This is a genomic window from Amycolatopsis sp. A133 (assembly GCF_031082405.1).
In the GTDB taxonomy this organism is placed as follows: Bacteria; Actinomycetota; Actinomycetes; order Mycobacteriales; family Pseudonocardiaceae; genus Amycolatopsis.
Window position 1 is genome coordinate 37,151 of sequence record NZ_JAVHJU010000034.1, and the last position, 14,715, is coordinate 51,865.

General features: G+C 70.1%; 12 protein-coding genes and 1 tRNA gene. 4 read left to right on the forward strand and 9 right to left on the reverse strand.

Annotation, left to right across the window (positions count from 1 at the left end):
• Positions 1–61 precede the first annotated feature (61 nt).
• The 3 genes from Q5425_RS22130 to Q5425_RS22140 all read right to left on the reverse strand — a co-directional run bounded on the left by Q5425_RS22130 (position 62) and on the right by Q5425_RS22140 (position 4,778).
• Positions 62–3,232, reverse strand: coding sequence for an AAA family ATPase (locus Q5425_RS22130; protein ID WP_308674184.1), 3,171 nt, complete (start codon positions 3,230–3,232; stop codon positions 62–64).
• Positions 3,233–3,622: 390 nt separating this feature from the next.
• Positions 3,623–3,961 carry a hypothetical protein gene (locus tag Q5425_RS22135; RefSeq protein ID WP_308674185.1) on the reverse strand — a complete coding sequence of 113 codons (339 nt, stop codon included), beginning with the start codon at positions 3,959–3,961 and terminating at the stop codon, positions 3,623–3,625.
• A 235-nt stretch (positions 3,962–4,196) separates the two neighbouring features.
• Positions 4,197–4,778, reverse strand: a complete 582-nt coding sequence (locus Q5425_RS22140; protein WP_308674186.1) for a hypothetical protein — start codon at positions 4,776–4,778, stop codon at positions 4,197–4,199.
• Between Q5425_RS22140 and Q5425_RS22145 the strand changes: the two genes are divergently transcribed.
• Positions 4,777–5,208, forward strand: coding sequence for a helix-turn-helix domain-containing protein (locus Q5425_RS22145; protein WP_308674187.1), 432 nt, complete (start codon positions 4,777–4,779; stop codon positions 5,206–5,208). The two genes, Q5425_RS22140 and Q5425_RS22145, sit on opposite strands and share 2 nt — an antisense overlap.
• Before the next feature lie 38 nt (positions 5,209–5,246).
• On the opposite strand, the gene Q5425_RS22150 is transcribed toward Q5425_RS22145, so the two are convergent.
• Positions 5,247–5,984 (reverse strand): SDR family oxidoreductase, encoded by a 738-nt coding sequence (locus tag Q5425_RS22150; RefSeq protein ID WP_308674188.1) that lies wholly within the window; start codon positions 5,982–5,984, stop codon positions 5,247–5,249.
• 219 nt (positions 5,985–6,203) lie between these two features.
• On the opposite strand from Q5425_RS22150, the gene Q5425_RS22155 reads away from it, so the two are divergent.
• The gene (locus tag Q5425_RS22155) at positions 6,204–6,812 is read left to right on the forward strand and encodes an XRE family transcriptional regulator (protein WP_308674189.1); all 609 of its coding nucleotides are present in this window, start codon (positions 6,204–6,206) and stop codon (positions 6,810–6,812) included.
• 99 nt (positions 6,813–6,911) lie between these two features.
• Here the strand turns inward: Q5425_RS22155 and Q5425_RS22160 are convergent.
• From Q5425_RS22160 to Q5425_RS22180, 5 genes are all read right to left on the reverse strand, one after another.
• Positions 6,912–6,985, reverse strand: a tRNA-Pro gene (locus Q5425_RS22160).
• Between the two features lie 109 nt (positions 6,986–7,094).
• Positions 7,095–8,249: an alginate lyase family protein gene (locus Q5425_RS22165; protein WP_308674403.1), complete on the reverse strand. Its 1,155-nt coding sequence runs from the start codon at positions 8,247–8,249 to the stop codon at positions 7,095–7,097.
• A 131-nt stretch (positions 8,250–8,380) separates the two neighbouring features.
• On the reverse strand, positions 8,381–10,636 hold the full coding sequence (locus Q5425_RS22170) for a glycosyl hydrolase family 18 protein (RefSeq protein WP_396135213.1): 2,256 nt from the start codon (positions 10,634–10,636) through the stop codon (positions 8,381–8,383).
• A gap of 118 nt (positions 10,637–10,754) precedes the next feature.
• Entirely contained in the window at positions 10,755–11,534 is a 780-nt protein-coding gene (locus tag Q5425_RS22175; RefSeq protein WP_308674190.1) for an enoyl-CoA hydratase/isomerase family protein, read from the reverse strand.
• 2 nt (positions 11,535–11,536) lie between these two features.
• A complete protein-coding gene (locus tag Q5425_RS22180; protein WP_308674191.1) occupies positions 11,537–12,448 on the reverse strand; it encodes a PaaX family transcriptional regulator C-terminal domain-containing protein in 912 nt (303 codons plus the stop codon).
• A gap of 145 nt (positions 12,449–12,593) precedes the next feature.
• On the opposite strand from Q5425_RS22180, the gene Q5425_RS22185 reads away from it, so the two are divergent.
• Together Q5425_RS22185 and Q5425_RS22190 are read left to right on the forward strand one after the other, a co-directional pair.
• Positions 12,594–14,231 (forward strand): ABC-F family ATP-binding cassette domain-containing protein, encoded by a 1,638-nt coding sequence (locus Q5425_RS22185; RefSeq protein WP_308674192.1) that lies wholly within the window; start codon positions 12,594–12,596, stop codon positions 14,229–14,231.
• Positions 14,228–14,710 (forward strand): GNAT family N-acetyltransferase, encoded by a 483-nt coding sequence (locus tag Q5425_RS22190; RefSeq protein ID WP_308674193.1) that lies wholly within the window; start codon positions 14,228–14,230, stop codon positions 14,708–14,710. The genes Q5425_RS22185 and Q5425_RS22190 overlap by 4 nt, the downstream gene beginning before the upstream one ends.
• Positions 14,711–14,715 lie beyond the last annotated feature (5 nt).

A 14,715-nucleotide genomic window follows, 5' to 3' on the forward strand; every position in this document is an offset into this window, starting at 1 on the left:
GGTCGAAAAGGAAGGCGTGAAAAAGCCGGTCACATCGTGACAGGCGGCGGCACAGCAGCGGTCACGACCGCCGTGACGTCTCTTTTCGCGTCGGCGAATAGACGCAGTAGATGCCGGTGCGGACGCTACGGCCGAGGTGGTCGCCGAATTCCTGGTGGTGCACGGCGACCCGGGCGATCGCCGCCTTGATCGCCTTGGTCACGGCGGTCCGCGCCCGCTCTGCATCTGAGCCGGTTCGGCGGTCCCGCCCGCCGAGCCCGTACGCGGCGGTCAGCTGGTCGGTCAGCGCGTCGATCTCCTTGTGGGCCGCCTCGGCCCTGGTCCGGTCGCCGAACGACTCGGCTTCGGACAACTCGCCGGAAAGCTCCGCCAGCCGTGCCCGATAAGCCGCCTTGGCGCGGTCGTCGAGCACCGGCCCGAGATCCGCGCCCGAAACGGCGGACCGGCCGCCCGGCCCGGCGGCGAGGTCGAGGACGTGGATCTCCTCACCTGGGCGCGCGAGCAGGCGGGCGAGGTGGCGCAGTCCGACGCTGTCCTTGAGCTGCACGGTCTTGCGGCCGTCGGCGACGGTCCAATACTCGCCCTCGCGACACAGCGTCACGGTGGGCCGCGCGACGCCGGCCGGGCAGTGGGCCAGGCGGCAGATGGAGCGGATGCCCAGGGCACCGAGGACCTCCTCGGCCGGCCCGCGCACCTCGCTGGCTTCCGTCAGGCGGCCGACCGCGGTGAGGCAGTCGGCGAGCTTGGTCCGCGCGTTCGCCCCGAAAACCGGTGCACCCATCCGCTCGCACATCGCGACCGCGGCACGCAGGTGCGCCTCGGCCGCGTCGGGTCGGCCCATCGTCATGGCCAAAATGCCGAGGTGGTAGCTCACCGGGGCACTGCACCCGGAACCGCCGTGGTTCAGCCGCACCAGATAGGCCTCGTACGGGAGCAGGAGGTCGTACAGCAGTTCCGCACGCGGCTGGTCGCCGAGGACATGGCAGGTCGCGGCGAGCGCGCCCAAGGTGACCAGCCAGGTCATGTCTCTCGGCAGCGAGCCGAAATCGTCGGCGGCGAGCCGTTCGAACTCCAGCCGGGCCTCCGCGGTCCGGCCGCAGTCGGCGAGCAGCACAGCGATCCCGGCATTGGCCGCGGCAATCGTCGGCAGCAGCTCCGCCTGCCCGCGCAACCACGTCAAGGCCTCCTCGGCATGCCCACCCCACAGCTTCACCAGCGTGAACACCGAGACACACCAGATCTCCACGCTCGGGTGCCCTACCCGGCGGCCCGCGGCGTGCGCTGCCGCGACGTGCCGCTCCGCTTCGCCGAACCGGCCCGCCACCAGATGCAAGGTGGCGTGCAGGAGGTGGAGGTGCCAGTCGATCTGCGTCAGCCGGCTGTCCTTGACGAGCTTTTCGTAGACAGCGACCTCCGCCCGGTAGCCGGCCAGGTCGCCGAACTCGAGAAGGTTGGCCAGGCGCAGACCGTGCCCGTGGACGAGGAGTGCCCGGTCGGCGCTCTGGTGAGCCAGCTGGACGATCTCGTCGGCGATGCGCAGCCGTTCCGGCGCGTTGGCGAATCCCCACACGGCGATGTGCCGGTCGATCAGGACCGCCGCCAGGGTCGCTGCGTCTCCGGTCCGGCGGGCAAGCTCGACCGCGTCGGCGCTGAGCCGTTCTCGACGGGGGAGGTCCGGCGTGAAGACCAGAGCTCGGGCCATGCGGGCGGACAGCAGAGCCCGCAGGGCTTTTTCGGTGTCCGGTACCAGGCGCAGCGCCGACTCGAGGAGCTGGATCTCGAGTTCGTCGGGGAAGCCGAACGTGTAGTCGACCCCGACGGCCAGTGCCGCGGCGGTGAGCTGCGCGGCGGCGCCAGCCCGTTCCGCCAAGGCGGCTGCCTCCCGGTACGTGGCCCGCGCCGCGGTGGGATCGCCGGCGTTCATCTGTGTCTTGCCGAGCAGCAGCATCAGGTCGCATCGGTGTTCGAAGTCCGTCGGATCGGTGGTCCCGATGATCCGCGCGGCGCGGTCGAAGTGCCGCACAGCCTGCTCGTAGGCCAGGGAGCGCAGGGCGTCGTACCCGGCCCGCGTCGCGTAGTCCGCGGCCCGTGCCGGGTCGGTGCCGGCCTGCCAGAGGTGGTGGGCGAGCTCGCCGAGCCTCGGTTCCGGATCGCCACGGAATCGGTCCTCGATGACGTCGGCGGCCTGGACGTGCAGCCGCGCCCGGCGGTCCGCCGGCAGCTGGGCGTACAGGGCCTCACGCACCAGGGCGTGGGCGAACACGACCCGCTCACCGTCGTCCGGCGATCGCTCGAACAAGCGGGCAGCGACTGCCTCCGACACCAGGTGCGCCACCGCGTCGGCCGGTAGCTTCACTAGGGCCGCCAACACGGAGAGCGAACACTCCTGGCCGAGCACTGCCGCCGCTTCCAGCACGCGGGCGCAGTCCGGGGACACTCCACGCCGCCGGCGTCGGATCACGGCGAGGACGCTGTCCGGCAGGGACGACGGCGACTCCCACGCTCCACGGAGGTAGACCAGTTCGCGAACGAAGAACGGGTTGCCGTTCGTCGCCCGATGCAGATTGGCCTCGACGTCCGCGGTCAGCGGCTCGTCGGTAAGGGACTGGGCCAGCTCAGCGACTTCCGATCGCCCCAGACCGCCGAGTCTCAGGTGCGTGCACTCGGAGTTGAGTTCTTCCAGCAACGTAGTCAAAGGGTCGCCGGACCGAAGCTCGACGTCGCGGTAGGTGGCGACGACCGCGACCGGGCAATCACCCAGGTCACGGGTCACGAAACGCAGCAAAAGCAACGAGGGCATGTCCGCCCACTGCAGGTCGTCGAGCAGGATTAACTTAGGCTGCCGGCGGCTCGCGTCACGCAGCAACCCACCGATGGCGTCGAACAGCCGGAAGCGTTCGTGACCGGACAACCCGGAGGCGTCGCCCGGCACGCCGCTGATATCCGGCACCAGCTCCTCAAGAACGTTTGCGCCGGGACTGTCGGGCACTGCCGCGGTGAACAGCGGACGGAGCGCCTGGATCCACGGCCAGTACGGTGGTGCGCCGTCGGCATCCCACGAGTGTCCGCAGACGACCTCGGCACCCCGAGTCCGGCCGTAGTCGGCTACCTCGCCCAGCAGGCGCGTCTTGCCGATCCCCGGCTCGCCGGCCACCAGAGCCAGAACCCCGCCGCCGGCCAAGGCGTCGGACACGAACGACCGCAGTAGCCGCAGCTCAGGTCGTCGTCCCACAAATGTCCGCGTCGGCGCCGCTCCATCCCCAGCGCCCGCCCGAGCCTCGCGAGGCGTCTCAATCGAAAGCTTCGAAGTGAGGTAGGTCACACAATCAGGCTATCTCGACTGCAGGGATCGGCGCATGACGCGTAGTAGTCGTGGTGCTCGCTGGGACGCAGCTCAAGTCTTGCAGTCGACGCGGAGACGCGAGCCGGCCGGCGCACGCGCTCGGTGTTGCTCTCTCGAAGATCGACCCATTCGAATGCGAGCAGGACGAAACGCCAGTGGTCGGACACCTTGGAGTTCCAAGTAGACATCGCGGTCTACGTACGCTCATCGGCATGACCGGACGTTCGCACGATCAGCGGCGCGAGCGGACATCACGAGGTGATGGCGGCCAAGTACCGCTTACGAGACGGAAAAGGACGGGCTCCAGCCGCCGCGGATACCGCGGTCGTCGAAGTCGAGACGCAGCGTGGCGCTGACGGCGCGTTTTTTGAAGAAATCCAAGGACACCAAGAGCCAGGGAGTGCCGTCGTCATCGGCGTGCAGCCAGTAGTCCAGTCCCGGAGCCAGCGAATTCAACGACGTTGCGAAGGCAAGTTCCGCGTCGGTTGGCCCGCCCTCGCGCTGTCCGCCCCAATCGTCACCCCCGAAGCCGAACGTCCTCAGGGCTGACATCCGCTCATGGGCATGACCGGCCGTTGAAGAGCGGACAGTCCCGTCCGCAGGAACTTCCTTGATCATCGACTTCGAGAAGGGATCACTTGCATGGCGCGGCGTACTGCAGGTCGGGCATGAACTGGCCCACTCCTCGCGGGTGACCCTGATCGCTCGTACACCCTGCCTGACCTAGGCCCTAATCACGCCTGCAGCAGAGCCTCCGAAGACCTCGGCCGACAGCTGACTGATCACAGCGGCTCGGCTGTCGTGGCGGAGGAGCCCTGCCGGGTGCGTCCTTCTCGGTGCTCGACGTTCCTCTTCACCGGCGAATCCGGCGATCCACGGCGAGCCAGTTCGTTTCCCACGTCGTCCCGCCGTCAGCCGAGAACGCCTGCTCGAACCTCGCCTCGTCCGGGGCCGGCCGGGAGATGAGGAACCGCACCTTGATCGGGTGGCCGCCGAGCTGGTCGTCGCCGTAGAACTCGCCCGCGCCGTCGCGGAACCCGCCGTACACCGCCGGGGTGGGCAAGCCGTCGCGGATGTTGACGAACGTCAGGCTCCACCGCTGGGCCTGCGGCTCGTACAGCCGCATGTTGAGGGCGTCGATGCGCCCGTTCGGCCCCGAGACCTCGAACTCGACGACGTTCGCCCGCCCGTCCAGGAGTGGCCGCACGGTGCTGGTACCCGCGAACTGCAGCCAGGTGTCCGCGGATTCCGACAGCGGCTCGGCGAGCACCCGCACGGTGCTGCGCCACGTGCCGATTTCCCACGCGAAGTCTTGTTGGCCGGCGAAGCTCGTCGGCGACGCGGGCGAGGTCGATGCGTCGCCCGACGCGGCCGTCGCGATCAGCAGGAGGGCGGAAAGGCCGGTGATGAGGGTTCTTCTGTATGGCACGGTCATGGTTGCGACTATCGAGTGGAGCACCGCCGTGGACAAGAAGGCACCTGCAGGTAACCCCGCGCGGCCCAACCCGCTGCCCGGCTGTCCGATGGCGGCGGCGTTCGCCGCGATCGGCGGGAAATGGAAGCTGACCTTGCTCTACTGGCTCGCCCACGGCGAGTGCCACTTCGCCGGCCTCCGCCGCCGAGGCGCGCCGATCACGTCCAAGGTCCTGGCCGAACAGCTGCGCGAGCTCGAAGCCGACGGACTCGTCGAACGCGTGGTGACCGGACCGGTCCCGGCGCGCGTCCTCTACCGGCTCACTCCTTACGGGACAACCCTTCTGCCCGTCGTCGAAGAAGTCCGCGTCTGGGGCGAAGCCCACCTTCGGCGCACCCGCAGTGGGGCGGCTGCGGGCTCGGCGATGAGCTGCACCAACGCCGTCGTGTAGGCCGAGCCGGTCGTCACCAACGTCATCACCCGCAACAGCTAGCCGAGGGCGGGCTGGCCGCCCATGGCGCCGAGGATGGCGCCGTTGACGTAGCTGGCGCTCGGCGACGCCATGAAGGCGACGGCGGCGGCGATCTCTTCGGGGTCGGCGAGTCGCTTGAGGGCGACGGCCTGTCCGGCGGATTCGAAGGCGTCGCCGTAGACGGCGGTGCCTTCGGTGCGGGTGGGGCCTGCGGCGACGGCGTTCACCCGGACGCCGTCCGGGCCGTATTCGGCGGCCCAGACCCGGGTGAGGGATTCGAGGGCTGCCTTGGTGGCGCCGTAGATGCCGCTGCCGAGGCCCGGGGTGGCGGCGGCGCCGCTGCTGATGTTCACGATGGCGCCGTGGCCGCGTTCGACCATGCCCGGGGCGAGGGCCTGGACGAGGAGGTAGGGGGCGCGCAGGTTGACGGCGATGTGGGTGTCGAAGGTGGCCGGGTCGGTGTTGCTGGTGCGGGCGAAGTGGAAGATGCCCGCGTTGTTGACGAGGATGTCGACGTCGCCTGCGCGTTCGGCGAGTGTGGTGACCTCCGCAGGGTCGGTCAGGTCGGCGGGTTCGAAGCGGGCCGTGGCGCCCAGGGCCTCGATTCGCCGGAGGGTGTCGGCGGCGCGTTCCTTGTCACGACCGTGGACGATGATGCCGGCGCCGCGTGCGGCCAAGGCCAGGGCGGTGGCGCGGCCGATGCCTGCGGTTGCGCCGGTGACCAAGGCGGTCTGCTGGGCGAGGTCGTTGCTCATGGTTGTGCTTCTTTCTCTGTGGTGGTCACCGGTGTGCGGCCGGGCGTGGTGATGGTTGGCGCGCGGATCTTGTGGCGGCGCCGGGCCTAACGGCGGGAGCTGCCTCTGGTCATTGCTCATCTCCTGGCTGTGTCATCCCTCGATCGGGCGACCTGATGACACAGTCGGCCAGCCCCGGCCGACATGCAAAGATCCTTGCTGCGGTGGCAAGGTTCAGGCATGGATCACGAGACCGAGTCGACGATGGCTGCCGTCGGCCCCCGTCTGAAGGGGCTGCGTTCGCAGCGCAATCTGTCGCTCACCTCGCTGGCGCAGGCCACCGGGATCTCCCTGAGCACGCTCTCCCGCCTTGAGACCGGTCAGCGCCGCCCGACCCTGGAACTCCTGCTTCCCCTGGCGCGCGAGCTGCGCGTGGACATCAGCGAGCTCATCGGGGCACCACAGACCGGCGACCCCCACCTGCACCTCAAACCCGTCACCCGGCACGGCATGACCATGCTGCCGCTGACCCGGCGGGCAGGAAGCCTGCAAGCCTACAAACTGATCATCTCGCCCAGGATGCGCTCACCTGAGCCCGAGCAGGCCAGCCACGAGGGCTACGAGTGGCTCTACGTCCTCGACGGGCGCCTGCGCCTGATCCTGGGCGACAACGACCTGGTCATGGGGCCCGGTGAAGCTGCCGAATTCGACACGCGCACCCCGCACTGGTTCGGCAACGCCGACGAGCACCCCGTCGAAATCCTCAGCCTCCTGGGACGCCAGGGCGAGCGCGCGCACCTCCGGGCCCGGACAGTACCGTCCAAGCGCACCAACACAGGTACCGAGTGACGCCGGTCGTGAGATCGGGTTCGTTGCTGAATCGAATGCCCATGACCACAGCAAAAAGCGGGCCTCCGCAGCTGTGAGCTGCGGAAACCCGCTGTCCGGTCGGGCTGACAGGATTCGAACCTGCGACCCCTTGACCCCCAGTCAAGTGCGCTACCAAACTGCGCCACAGCCCGGACCCGCACTGCCTGAGTGCGTGAAAGTACTTTAGCGCGCCCCCCGAACCGCCCTCCAACCAGGGTCCTCAGTCCTCCTGACCTGCGAAAACACCGCCAGGGGACAGGATCACGCCGGGTTGCCGGCGTGGGTCAATGTCTGCCAAGCCACGAACAGGTTGTTCGAGCCCGCCGGGCGCTGGCGCTCCGTCAACGTCTGCGTGTTCGTCATGGCGATGCCCAAGCGCGTGTTCAGCGCGTTGAAGCCCACCTCCGTCACCGGGCCGAGGCCGAGGTTCAGGTGGCCCGAACACAGCCACGACGGCACCGCCGCTCCCAGCTGGTACTTCGACTGGAAGCCCAGCGCCTGGCGGAGCCTCGATCCGACGTCCGTCGAGTACACGTCCTGGCCCTGGATGCGGAGCGTCTCCGCCACGTCCGCTATCGCCGCTATGCCGTAGCCCGTGTGGGTGAGGTCGCGGCAGGTTTCCTGGGTCAGGCCCTCCACGAACGTCGACTGGCCCTGCCAATAGGCCACTATTTCCGCGCTGGTGTCGAGGCCGCTGCCCGGGACCGTTTTCGGGAGGGTGCCGTCCGATGGCAAATACACGTACGCTGCGACGCGGTTGCGGTAGCGGGCCACCGCTTTGTCGTAGCTCGTCTTGTCCTCCAGGAACACCGAGATGCCGACCGCGGCCTCCATCATGGACAGTTCCCAGTTGCCGTTGCTGTTGCTGCCGTTGATGACCTTGCTCAGGTAGACGTTGCGCAGCATCGTCGCGAACCGGCCCGAGTTCGGCCAGCTCGGATACGTGTACTTGATGATCTCCGCCGCGCGCGGCCACGACGAGCCCGCCCAGCCCGTCTGCAGCGGGGCGTTGGTGTTCGTGTGGCTCGTGATCACCGCCGACCACGCGTCCATCAGCGCGATCGCCTTCTGCGCGTAGCGCGCGTCGCCCGTGATGTACCAGATCAGCGCGTCCGTGTACGCCGCCATTGCGTCTTCGCGCTCGTCCGTGCAGCCGTAGTTCGGGTTCGAATACGAGCCGCATTCCACGACCGCGCGGGGTTTCGGGGTGCGGGACAGGGAGGCGTACGAACTCGCCAATGCCTGGTCGTACGCCGCTTTCCACGGCTGGGCGCCGGCGCTCACCTTGGCCTTGACGAAGTCCAGCTGGGGACGGCTCACCAGCACGCCCGGGTGCGTGAACGCGGCCGGGGCCGGGGTGGCGAGCAGCCCCAACAGCAGGGGGACCAACGCGAGGACCTTGCGGAAGCGGGCCATGGCTCTCCTCGAGACGACGGTGTCCTGGGGTGCGCGCCGACCCAGTTTCATGGTCCAGACCATCGTGGGTCAAGCGCCCCAGAGAAGTGTTCAGCCCGCTGAACAGAACCGTTCAGCGGGCTGAACCACCCTCAGCCGAGTCCGGCGTTCACCGCGTTCATCAACGCTCCCGGATCGCCCGACATCTCCCACGCCATCACGCCGAGGAGCCCCCGCGATTTCAGCCACGTGGTCTTCAGCCCGATCGACCAGGCGTCGTCGAACGTCCACCACTGGCCGCCGTTGCCCGTGTAACACGACGTCGCCACCGCGGCCGTGTCGTGGCGGACCGTGCAGCCCGGCACGCTCGCCAGCAGGTTTGCGTAGCCGCGCGTGCCCGCCTCCTCGGCGAACTGGCCCGGCGCCGCGCCGGTCGCCGACTGCCATTCGCCGCTCTTGCCGCCGTCCGCGACGCCCTGCCAGCCGCGGCCGTAGAACGCCAGCCCGAGCGTCAGCCGCCGGGGATCGACACCCGCGTTCGTATACGCGTTGATCGCCGCTTCGGCGCTGAAGCGGAAGTTGTACGGGTCGTCCGCGTCGGCGTACAGGTTGCCCTGGTGGCCGGTGCGGTTCGGCTCCCACGAATTGTCGCTGCCCGACCCGTGGAAGTCGTACCCCTGCACGTTCGCGACGTCCAGATAGCTGAAGATCCGCGAAACGTCCCAGCCCGAAGCGACCTTCGCCGGGTCCGCCGGGGTGAACGCGTGCAGCTGGTACCGCTTGCCGGTGGTCGCGCCGTAGGCGTCCAGCTGTGCGCGGAACTCCGCCAGCAGCGCCGTCAGGTTGCTCTTGTCGTTCGGGCTCCAGTGGTTGCCGGGGTGGCCGTCGGCGCTGCCGGGCCACTCCCAGTCGAGGTCGATGCCGTCGAAGATGCCGGCCGCGGTACCCGGCCCGCCCGCGCCGCCGTACGGCGCGAGGTTGCCCTTGAGCCAGGTGTCCACACAGGACGAGACGAACTTCTTGCGCGACGCATCGGTGGCCGCGACGTCGGAGAAGTACTTCGAGTACGTCCAGCCCCCGAGCGAGACCAGCACCTTCAGGTTCGGGTGCTTCGCCTTGAGCTTCTTGAGCTGGTTGAAGTTGCCGCGCAGCGACTCCCAGCCGGTGTCGGCCACGCCGTCGACCGACTGCGCCGCCGCGAACGGCCGCGAGTAGTCCGCCTCGGCGTCACCTGCGCCATCGCCCTGGTTGGGGTCCTGGGGATTCGCCGTGGTGCCCTTCGTGACGCCGGAGAGGCAGGTCAGGTTCACCGGGTCGATGTTCTCGAACGCGTACAGCAGGTGCGTCAGCTTCGCCGCCGCGCCGGAAGTCTCCAGGTTCTTCACGAAGTACTGGCGCCCGTAGATGCCCCACTGCACGAAGTACCCGACCTTCGCGTAACCCGAGACGATGTCGCCGGTTCGCGCGGTCACCGCGGCACTCGGCGCCGACACGTTGTCGTAGCCGTCGCGCGCGCGGACCGTGAAGGTGTACGAAGTGGACGGAGCCAACCCCGTCACCACCGCGGACGTCGTCGTCACCGTCGTGGCCAGCACCGAACCGCGGTACACGTCGTAACCGATCACGCCGGTGTTGTCCGTCGACGCCGTCCACGTCAGCGAGACGCTTCCGGCGTCGGCGGCCGTCGACCGCACCCCGCCCGGCGCGGACGGCGCCTGGGTGTCGTCGGCCGGGTTGTTCGTCGTCACGGCCAAGGAGCTGCTCGACGGCGACGTGTTCCCCTTGGCGTCCTTGGCCTTCACCGTGAACGAGTAGGCCGTGCCCGGCGAAAGCCCGGAAACCGTGGCACTCGTCCCCGTCACCGACGCGGCCAGGGAAGTTCCCTGGTAGACGTCGTAGCCCGTCACCGGCAGCGAGCCGGCCGTGGCGGAGTTCCATGCCAAGGCGACCGATTTTGTCGTCTTCGCGACCAGGCGCAGGTTGGCCGGCGCGCCCGGCGGGGTGTCGGGTGAACCGTCGCAGTTGGCGTTGTCGACGCGGCACTGCGCCGGCGTCGCGGCCGCGCTGAGGCGGAACGTCGGGTTGTACGGGTAGGTGCTGCGGCCCGGCGCCAGTGTTGCGATGTAGTACGCGGGGGTCAGCGTGACCTGGGTGCCCGACTGGGTCACCGTGCCGTTTTCCCCGGTCGAGGCGGTGACCCCGGCGGGCAGCGTGAAGGTGATCGCCCAGTTGCTCACCGACGCGGTGCCGGTGTTGGCGACGGTGTAGGTGCCGGTGGTGCCGCTCAACGCCAGGGTGGCGGTCAGCGAACCGGCTGCGGCGGTGGGTGGCGCGAGCGCCGCGGTGCCGCCGAGTGCGAGCAGCAAGGCGGCGAGTGCGGAGCGTAGTCGTGCGGGAGTGCGTCTCATGGCGGTTCTCCAAGCGGCACGAGGCGGGGACGATGTGGTCTAGACCACATCGAATGTAACCCGGTGCGGGGAGAACCGCGCACGCCCGAACGGTGGCTACCGCCGGCCGAACGGCCGGTTAACGCCCCGAGAAGGTCGCCTTCCCCGGCCCGTCGGCCAGGAACGACTTCACGGCGTTGCGGAGGTCCTCGGTCTCGAAGAGCCCGGCCGCGATCGTCGTGATGTGGGCGTTCGCCTCGGGGACGCCGCCGGCGGAGTAGTGGTCGAGGACGCGTTTGGTCGCCGCGTGGGCCCGGGTGGGCCCCGAAGCCAGCCGCAGCGCGAACGCCCGGGCCGCGTCGTCGAAGCCTTCGTCCGGCAGGACGCGGTTGACGACGTTCCAGCGCTCCAGCGTGGCGGCGTCGTAGGTGTCGCCGGTCAGCACGAACTCCTTGGCGCGCCCGACGCCGGCCCGGTCCGCGAGCCGCTGGGTGCCGCCCATGGTCGGCGTCAGGCCGACGACCTTCTCGACCAGCCCGAACTTCGCGCGCGACGCGGCGAGGATGATGTCGCAGGCGACGGCGACCTCGAACGCCCAGGTCAGGCACAGGCCGTGGGCGGCGAAGACGGTGGGGAAGGGCAGCGCCGCGATCCGGTCCGGCACCGCGAGCATCTCGTCGAACAGCACCTTGGCCTCGGCGGGCGAGCTCTGGGCCTCGAACAGCGAGACGTCCACGCCGCCGCTGACGATCTTGCCTTCGGCGCGGATCAGCAGCGCCCGCGCGGGTTCGGCCTCGAGCGCGCCGATGGCGGACGCCAGGGAGGACTGCAGCGAAGCCGTGTAGAGGTTCAACGGCGGGGCGTCGACGGTCAGGACGGCGAGCCCGCCGTCACGATCGAGGCGGACCTGCTGAGTCATGTTCACCCTGCTTCTTCGGCTTCGACGATGTCGTCCCAATACTGCTGGGCCTCGGGGCGCCAGTCGACGTGTTTGTGATGGAACAGTTCCGCCGCTTTTGTCCCGCTCCACTTCGCCGGCAGCAGCTCGGCCGGCAGCTGCGGGTCGAGGAACGGGAACCGCCGCCACTCGTGCACCAGCTCGGTCTGCGCCCGCAGCACCGCGCGGCCGCCGGTGGGGTGCAGGCCGGTGAACCGGTCGATGAAGTCCTCGTAGCGTTCCTTCAGCTCGGTCAGGTCCCAGGACCGGGCGACCATGGACTCCTGCTCGCCGACCTCGCCGTAGGCGGCCGTGAACGACATCGCCTGCGCGTCGAGGCCGAGGTCGCTGACGATCTGCTGGGCCTCCCGCTGGCGGGACAGGTCGGGGCTGACCCACACGCCGGCCACGGGCGAGCCGAAGCCCGCCCAGGTCAGCCGCGTGCGCAGCCGGTGGCGCAGGTCGCGCTTGGCTTCGGGCACGGAGACGATCAGCATCAGCCACTGCCCGTTCCAGCGGCGCTCCTCGCGGCCGAACGCGTAGATCCGGTCGGCGCCCTCGGTCAGCAGGCGGCGCCCCGGCGGGGTCAGCGACCAGCGGACGCGGCGCCCGACGCGCTCGGAGACGACCCAGCCCTCGGCGGCGGAGCGGGCCAGCGCCTGCCGCGCCGACTTCTCCTCGATGTCGAGGATGCCGAGCACTTCGACCAGCATCGACGTCCAGACCGGCTTGTCGCGCGGCAGCGCGTACTCGCCGAGCACGGTCATCAGCAGCGACCGCGCGCTGGCGTGACTGACCTCGCGGCGCCGGCTGACCGTGGGCCGTGGCGCGGACGATCGGCCTTCCCTCGGCTTCGGCCTGCGGCCGAGGGTGACCGGGGGAGCGGGCTCGCCCATGCTGTTCACCGACCTCACTGCGTGCGGGACTGACAACCGAACAGGGTACCCACACTGAGTGATCAAAGCGCCACGGGACACACACAGCCGGTGCTTTTGACCTTGATCTGACAGTTCACCACGGCGTCGTAGACTCGGCTACCTCATGAGCGCAACTCTCGTCGCGAAGGACCTGGCCGCGGGCCACGGTGACCGCATCCTCTTCTCCGGCCTCGACCTCGTCGTGGCGCCCGGTGACGTCGTCGGCCTGGTCGGGGTCAACGGCGCCGGCAAATCCACGCTCCTGCGGACCCTCGCCGGGCTCGCGAAGCCCGACAGCGGGGAGATCCGGCTGAACCCGCCGTCCGCGACCGTCGGGCACCTGCCGCAGGAGCCGGAGCGGCGGGACGGCGAGTCCGTGCGGGCCTTCCTCGCGCGGCGGACCGGCGTCTCGGCGGCGCAGGCCGACCTCGACGAAGCGACCGAGGCGCTCACCGCGGGCGAGACCGGCGCGGACGACCGGTACGCCACGGCGCTCGACCGGTGGCTCGCCCTCGGCGGCGCCGACCTCGACGACCGGGCCGCGGAAGTGGCCGCCGACCTGGGCCTGGCCGTCGACTTGGACCAGTTGATGACGTCGCTGTCGGGGGGCCAGGCCGCGCGGGCCGGGCTCGCCTCGCTGCTGCTCAGCCGCTACGACGTCTTCCTGCTCGACGAGCCGACGAACGACCTCGACCTGGACGGCCTGGCCCGGCTGGAGCGGTTCGTGTCCGGGCTGCGCGCGGCGACCGTGCTGGTCAGCCACGACCGCGAGTTCCTGGCCCGCACCGTCGACCGCGTCGTCGAGCTGGACCTGGTGCAGCAGCAGGTGAACGTCTTCGGCGGCGGGTACGAGGCCTACCTCGAGGAGCGCGAGGTCGCCCGGCGGCACGCGCGCGAGGAGTACGACGAGTACGCCGACACGAAGGCGTCGCTGGAGGCGCGCGGGCGGATGCAGCGGGCGTGGATGGAGAAGGGCGTCAAGAACGCCCGCCGGAAGCAACCCGACAACGACAAGGCGGCGCGCAAGTTCCGCACCGAGGCCACCGAGAAGCAGGCCTCGAAGGCGCGGCAGACCGACCGGATGATCGAGCGCCTCGACGTCGTCGACGAGCCGCGCAAGGAGTGGGAGCTGCGGATGGAGATCGCCGCGGCCCCGCGCGCGGGCGCGGTGGTCGCGACCCTGCGCGGCGCGGTGGTCCGCCGCGGCGGGTTCACGCTCGGCCCGGTCGACCTGCAGATCGACTGGGCGGACAAGGTCGCCATCACCGGCGCGAACGGCTCCGGCAAGTCGACGCTCCTCGCGGCGCTCCTCGGCCGCGTGCCGCTGGACGAGGGCGGCGCGGCGCTCGGCCCCGGTGTTGTGGTCGGCGAGGTCGACCAGGCGCGGCGGCTGTTCCTCGGCGACGTCCCGCTCGCGGAGGCGTTCGCGCGCGAGGTCCCGGAGCTCGCCGACGCCGACGTCCGGACGCTGCTGGCGAAGTTCGGGCTGAAGGCCGCGCACGTGCTGCGGTCGGCGGCGACGCTGTCGCCGGGGGAGCGCACGCGGGCAGCGCTGGCGCTGCTGCAGGCCCGCGGGGTGAACCTGCTGGTGCTCGACGAGCCGACGAACCACCTGGACCTGCCGGCGATCGAGCAGCTCGAGGCGGCGCTGGACAAGTACCCGGGCACACTGCTGCTGGTGACGCACGACCGCCGGATGCTCGACGCGGTGCACGTGACGCGCCGGTTCGAAGTCGACGGCGGGAAGGTCCGCGAGCGGTGATCATCCGCCCGGCGACCGCCGCGGACGGTGACTTCCTGGCCGACATGCTCGTCGAAGCGGTGAACTGGTCCACCGAGTGGAAGCGCAAGAGCAAGCGGCGTGTGCTGGGGGCGCCGGACACGGCGCACTACGTCGCGGGCTGGCCGCGCGACGGCGACCTCGGCGTGGTCGCCGAAGCGGAGGGGGACGCGGTCGGCGCGGCCTGGCTGCGCTTCTTCCCGCTCGAGGACCCCGGCTACGGGTTCGTGGCCGCCGACGTCCCCGAGCTGACGATCGGCGTGGCTGCCGCCTGGCGTGGCCGGGGTGTCGGACGCGCGTTGCTGAACGCCGTCGAAGCCCGCGCCCGGACGGCGGGCCTCCGGCGGATCAGCCTCAGCGTCGAACGGCGGAACTTCGCGCACCGGCTTTACCTCGCGGAGGGCTACGAGGCCGTGGGCGCCGGCTCGCCGGACTCCGACACGATGGTCAAGGTGCTCTGAGCGCG

What these genes read in the sequence shown, in the direction of transcription:
- Q5425_RS22135 (WP_308674185.1), bottom strand. Translation starts at nt 3,961, where the DNA reads ATGATCAAGGAAGTTCCTGCGGACGGGACTGTCCGCTCTTCAACGGCC.
- Q5425_RS22145 (WP_308674187.1), top strand. Translation starts at nt 4,777, where the DNA reads ATGGTTGCGACTATCGAGTGGAGCACCGCCGTGGACAAGAAGGCACCT.
- Q5425_RS22140 (WP_308674186.1), bottom strand. Translation starts at nt 4,778, where the DNA reads ATGACCGTGCCATACAGAAGAACCCTCATCACCGGCCTTTCCGCCCTC.
- Q5425_RS22150 (WP_308674188.1), bottom strand. Translation starts at nt 5,984, where the DNA reads ATGAGCAACGACCTCGCCCAGCAGACCGCCTTGGTCACCGGCGCAACC.
- Q5425_RS22155 (WP_308674189.1), top strand. Translation starts at nt 6,204, where the DNA reads ATGGATCACGAGACCGAGTCGACGATGGCTGCCGTCGGCCCCCGTCTG.
- Q5425_RS22165 (WP_308674403.1), bottom strand. Translation starts at nt 8,249, where the DNA reads ATGGCCCGCTTCCGCAAGGTCCTCGCGTTGGTCCCCCTGCTGTTGGGG.
- Q5425_RS22170 (WP_396135213.1), bottom strand. Translation starts at nt 10,636, where the DNA reads ATGAGACGCACTCCCGCACGACTACGCTCCGCACTCGCCGCCTTGCTG.
- Q5425_RS22175 (WP_308674190.1), bottom strand. Translation starts at nt 11,534, where the DNA reads ATGACTCAGCAGGTCCGCCTCGATCGTGACGGCGGGCTCGCCGTCCTG.
- Q5425_RS22180 (WP_308674191.1), bottom strand. Translation starts at nt 12,448, where the DNA reads ATGGGCGAGCCCGCTCCCCCGGTCACCCTCGGCCGCAGGCCGAAGCCG.
- Q5425_RS22185 (WP_308674192.1), top strand. Translation starts at nt 12,594, where the DNA reads ATGAGCGCAACTCTCGTCGCGAAGGACCTGGCCGCGGGCCACGGTGAC.